The organism is Streptomyces boluensis (assembly GCF_009908195.1).
In the GTDB taxonomy this organism is placed as follows: domain Bacteria; phylum Actinomycetota; class Actinomycetes; order Streptomycetales; family Streptomycetaceae; genus Streptomyces; species Streptomyces boluensis.
This window is the reverse complement of the sequence record NZ_JAAAHS010000529.1, coordinates 1-4,150: the sequence shown is the minus strand read 5'-3', so window position 1 is coordinate 4,150 and position 4,150 is coordinate 1. Positions and strand designations below refer to the sequence as shown.

The following is a 4,150-nucleotide window of genomic DNA, read 5'->3' as shown; positions in this document are numbered from 1 at the left end:
TGGTGCGTGCTCTCGGCGTGCGCCCGGATTGCCCTCGTACTGGACGTACTTGGGTGATTCGGGCGTGCGGCGAGAGTGCGTGCCAGGCGTCGTGGACCCGCAAAGATCGGGGAGACGTCCCCTAGCGGGACCAGGGCGCGTCAGGCGGTCACCCCGCCGCGCCCGTCACCACCACCGACACCGTCGGCCGGTCCGTGCGGGCCGAGCCGGTGACCGCCGTGCGGACCGCTCCGGCCACGTCCAGGGCGCGGTGTCCGGGAGCCACCGTCAGGTCGACCCGGACGTGCGGTGCGGGGAGCGCGTGCGGGGTGGCCGGGTGGTGCTCCTCGTGCACGGAGTCGAGGCCGGCCACGCCCGGCACGGCCCGTACCGCCCGTGCCGTCGCGCTCTCGTCGGACGGCGGCGCGGGGCGCTCGGCGGGCGCCTGAGGCTCGGGGGACGGGTCCGCGTCGAGCAGTTCCGTCACGCGCAGGTCCACCTCCGCCACCACGAGTCCGAGCCGGTCGGCGGCCGCCGTGGCCAGGGCCGTGCGCACCAGTTCCGCCGTCGAGCGCAGCGGCCGTCCGCCTGTCGCCGCGAGCTCCGCCTCGATCCGCAGCGGGCCCGGCGGCAGGGCGCTCGGCGGCGGCGGTACGGCGGGTTCACCGGCCGCGTCCGGATCGGCGAGGGCGAGCCGGAGCGTGCCGACGCGGACCCCCGTGACCCCGTCGCCGGCCGCCCGCAGCAGTCCGGCCGCCGCGCGCTCCGTGATCCACGCGCCGTCCGCCGCGGCGCCGAGCGGGAGCAGCCTGCCGTACCGCAACTGCTCGCGCACCGCCCGCGCGTACTCCGTCACGGCGCGCGTCCGGGGCGTCGAGGTGTGCTCCGTACCGTCCGTGTGCTCGTCCGTCGTCCGGTCAGCCGTCATGGACCCAGCCTGCCGCATCCCCGGCGCGGAGTCGGGCAAGTGGACTTAATGTGGGCAAAAGGAGCGCATCCACTCCAGCGCATCAACCCCTTCGAATGGGACCACAGCGATGAGCGACACCGATGAGCGGAGCAAGCCGGGGGCCGTCCGACAAGGCGAGAGCGCGGCACAGTCCAGACGGGGCGGCGGCCCCGCGAGCCGGGGGCGTACCACCATCGCCGACGGCGTCGTCGAGAAGATCGCCGGGCTCGCCGCGCGTGAGGTGCTCGGCGTGCATGCCATGGGCACCGGGATCTCCCGGACCTTCGGCGCCGTGCGCGACCGGGTGCCGGGCGGCGGCGGCACCAAGTCCGTGACGCGCGGCGTGAAGGCCGAGGTCGGGGAGGTGCAGACGGCGCTCGACCTGGACATCGTGGTCGAGTACGGCGTCTCCATCACCGATGTGGCCCGCGACGTACGGGAGAACGTGATCAACGCCGTGGAGCGGATGACCGGCCTTGAAGTGGTCGAGGTCAACATCGCGGTCGGCGATGTGAAGCTGCCCGACGAGGAGGACGACGAGCCGGAGTCGAGGCTCCAGTGAGCTACCCGAGGAGCCTGCGATGAGGAGCATGGCGTTGGTCGGTCTGCTGGCCGGCATGGGGCTCGGCTTCGCCGCGTACTTCGGTGGCTTCGGCGCCTTCCTGCTGGTGGCCGCGCTCGGCGCGGTCGGCTTCCTGGCGGGGCGGTACGCCGACGGCGACCTGGAGCCCGGCGAGCTGTTCCGCGGCCGCGGCGAGTCCCGCGGCGAGCGGCGCCGGTAGTGACCGTGGCGGTGATCGAGGCGGTCGAGGCGGGCGAGCGCGGGGCGACCCGGATCGCCGACCGGGTCGTCGCCAAGATCGCCGCACGCGCCGCCCGCGAGGCGCTGCCCGGCGCGCTGCCCGAGGACGCCGACGCCCCGCGCGCCACCGTCACCGTGCACCGCGGCGCCGCCCACGTCCGGATCAGCCTCGGCCTCGACTACCCCTGCGACATCGGCGAGCGGTGCGCCGCCGTGCGTCGTCAAGTCACCGAGCGGGTAGAGGCGTTGGCGGGGATGGAGGTGCCGGAGGTGACTGTCTCGGTGGAGCGGTTGCACTCGGCGCGCATCCGGGCCGCGGCGCAGGGGAGGACACGATGACCGACAACGAGAGCGACGACGAGGAGCCGGCCGGCACCCGGCCGCTGCCGCTCCTGGAGAAGCGGCCGCAGACATTCGACCAGTCGGCTTCGGCCGCCTCGTACACCCCGGTCCTCACCCCCGAGGAGGGCGGCGAGCACCGCCGGATGTGGTCGGTGCGGCGGCTGCCCGCCGCCGTGGTCGCCCTGCTCGGCCTCGGCGCCGCCGGGCTGCTGCTCTACGACGTGGTCGCGGTGCGCGCGGACCGGCCCGCCATGGCCTGGCGGCGGACGCTCGGCGAACAGCTCGCCGCCCGCCCCCTCGACGACGTGTGGGTGCTGCTCGGCGCGGGCGTCGTCGCACTGCTCGGACTCTGGCTGCTCGTGCTCGCCGCCACCCCTGGACACCGCCGGGTGCTCGCCATGCGCGGCGGTGACGACGACGTGCGCGCCTGGCTCGACGCCGAGGCCGCCGCCCTGGTGCTCCGCGACCGCGCCATGGAAGTGCCGGGCGTGCGGTCGGTACGGGTACGGGTGCGGCGCGCCAAGGTCGAGGCGCGGGCCGTCGCGCACTTCCGTGAACTCGACGACGTACGCGCCGACTTGGACACCGCGCTCGGCGATGCCGTCGCCGCCCTCGGGCTCGCCCGCGCGCCGCGCCTGCGGGTGCGTGTCGACCGGCCGGGAAAGCGGGGCTGACCATGCTGCGGACCGTCAACCGGGTGTTCGCCGGAGTCGTGGGCCTGGTCCTGCTGCTGCTCGGCGGCTCCGTGCTCGCCACCGGGCTCGGGGCGCCGATGCCGTCCTGGTGGCCGTACGCCGGGCAGGGCGAGGTGCTCCTGACCGAGGCCGACCGGACCAGGTGGCGCGACGAGTCGTGGTTCTGGCCCGTCGTGATCGCGGCGCTCGCGGTGTTCGTGGTGCTCGCCCTGTGGTGGCTGGTCGCCCAGACCCGGCGCGGCCGGCTCGCCGAGGTCCTGGTCGACAGCGGCGACGGCGAGGGCGCGCTGCTGCGCGGCCGGGCACTGGAGGACGTACTCGCCGGTGAGGCCGAGGTGCTCGACGGGGTGGAGCAGGTCGGCGTCCGGCTCACCGGACGCCGATCGGAACCCCGGGCCCGGCTACGGCTTCTGCTCGCCCCGCACGCCGAACCGGCCGCCGCGCTGCATGCCGTCACCGCCGAGTCGCTGGCGCGGGCGCGTACCTCCGCGGGGCTCGACCGGCTGCCCGCGGAGGTACGGATGCGCGCGGTCAAGCACCGGGCGCGGCGGGTGAGTTGAGGCTGCTGCCGACTGCGGGCCTCAGAACCCGTGCCGCGCGCCGCCGTCCACCGGGACCATCACGCCCGTCACGTACGAGGCGGCGGGCGAGAGCAGGAACGCGGCGGTGCGGCCGAACTCCTCCGGGGTGCCGTAGCGGCGCAGCGGGATCTTCGACTCGTTCGCGGCGCGTGCCGCCTCCGGGTCGGGGGAGAGGCCGTCCAGCTGCTTCATCCGGTCCGTGGCGATCCGGCCGGGCAGCACGCCCAGGACCCGGACACCGCGCGGACCGACCTCGTCCGCGAGGGACTTGGCGAATCCGGCCAGGCCGGGGCGGAGGCCGTTGGAGATGGTCAGGCCCGCGATCGGCTCGTACACCGAACCGGAGAGCACGAAGCCGATGACGCCGCCCTCGCCGAGCTCCGCCGCCGCCGTACGCGCGAGCCGCACCGCGCCGAGGAACACCGACTCGAAGGCCGACTGCCACTGGGCGTCGGTGTTGTCAGCGGCGGAGCCGGGGGCCGGGCCGCCGACGCTGATGAGCACGCCGTCGAAGCGGCCGAAGCGCTCGCGTGCGGTGCTGATCAGGTGGGTGGCGGCGGCCGGGTCGGCGTTGTCGACGGCCACCCCGGCGGCGTTCTCGCCGAGCGCGGCGACGGCCTCGGCGACCGACTTCTCCTCCCGGCCGGTGACGACGACCTTCGCGCCGTCCGCGACCAGCGCTCGGGCGGTGGCGTGGCCGAGCCCGCGGGTGGCTCCGGTGACTACGTAGACACGGTCCTTCAGTCCAAGATCCATGCCCCTATCCTGCCGGGTCGGCGCGGCGGCGGGCGAGGGGGGCCAC

At 75.3% G+C, this 4,150-nt stretch carries 7 protein-coding genes; 5 read left to right on the top strand and 2 right to left on the bottom strand.

What is annotated here, in order from left to right:
- Positions 1–148: 148 nt before the first annotated feature.
- Positions 149–907 (bottom strand): nucleopolyhedrovirus P10 family protein, encoded by a 759-nt coding sequence (locus GUY60_RS35250; protein ID WP_246236050.1) that lies wholly within the window; start codon positions 905–907, stop codon positions 149–151.
- Positions 908–1,016: 109 nt separating this feature from the next.
- Here GUY60_RS35250 and GUY60_RS35245 point away from each other — a divergent pair, with 109 nt between their 5' ends.
- The 5 genes from GUY60_RS35245 to amaP are packed head-to-tail and all read left to right on the top strand — an operon-like array spanning position 1,017 to position 3,327.
- Positions 1,017–1,490 carry an Asp23/Gls24 family envelope stress response protein gene (locus tag GUY60_RS35245; RefSeq protein WP_161705429.1) on the top strand — a complete coding sequence of 158 codons (474 nt, stop codon included), beginning with the start codon at positions 1,017–1,019 and terminating at the stop codon, positions 1,488–1,490.
- Between the two features lie 19 nt (positions 1,491–1,509).
- Positions 1,510–1,710, top strand: coding sequence for a hypothetical protein (locus tag GUY60_RS35240; RefSeq protein WP_161705427.1), 201 nt, complete (start codon positions 1,510–1,512; stop codon positions 1,708–1,710).
- Positions 1,710–2,069, top strand: a complete 360-nt coding sequence (locus GUY60_RS35235; protein WP_161705425.1) for an Asp23/Gls24 family envelope stress response protein — start codon at positions 1,710–1,712, stop codon at positions 2,067–2,069. Before GUY60_RS35240 ends, GUY60_RS35235 begins: the two co-directional genes overlap by 1 nt.
- Positions 2,066–2,746, top strand: a complete 681-nt coding sequence (locus GUY60_RS35230; protein ID WP_161705423.1) for a DUF6286 domain-containing protein — start codon at positions 2,066–2,068, stop codon at positions 2,744–2,746. Before GUY60_RS35235 ends, GUY60_RS35230 begins: the two co-directional genes overlap by 4 nt.
- Positions 2,747–2,748: 2 nt before the next feature.
- Positions 2,749–3,327 carry an alkaline shock response membrane anchor protein AmaP gene (gene amaP, locus GUY60_RS35225; RefSeq protein ID WP_161705421.1) on the top strand — a complete coding sequence of 193 codons (579 nt, stop codon included), beginning with the start codon at positions 2,749–2,751 and terminating at the stop codon, positions 3,325–3,327.
- Positions 3,328–3,348: 21 nt separating this feature from the next.
- Here the strand turns inward: amaP and GUY60_RS35220 are convergent, their stop codons facing one another.
- Positions 3,349–4,104: an SDR family oxidoreductase gene (locus tag GUY60_RS35220; protein WP_161705419.1), complete on the bottom strand. Its 756-nt coding sequence runs from the start codon at positions 4,102–4,104 to the stop codon at positions 3,349–3,351.
- Positions 4,105–4,150: the final 46 nt, after the last annotated feature.

Coding starts and splice junctions, on each gene's coding strand:
- GUY60_RS35250 (WP_246236050.1), bottom strand. CDS start 907: ATGACGGCTGACCGGACGACGGACGAGCACACGGACGGTACGGAGCAC.
- GUY60_RS35230 (WP_161705423.1), top strand. CDS start 2,066: ATGACCGACAACGAGAGCGACGACGAGGAGCCGGCCGGCACCCGGCCG.
- GUY60_RS35240 (WP_161705427.1), top strand. CDS start 1,510: ATGAGGAGCATGGCGTTGGTCGGTCTGCTGGCCGGCATGGGGCTCGGC.
- GUY60_RS35245 (WP_161705429.1), top strand. CDS start 1,017: ATGAGCGACACCGATGAGCGGAGCAAGCCGGGGGCCGTCCGACAAGGC.
- GUY60_RS35220 (WP_161705419.1), bottom strand. CDS start 4,104: ATGGATCTTGGACTGAAGGACCGTGTCTACGTAGTCACCGGAGCCACC.
- amaP (WP_161705421.1), top strand. CDS start 2,749: ATGCTGCGGACCGTCAACCGGGTGTTCGCCGGAGTCGTGGGCCTGGTC.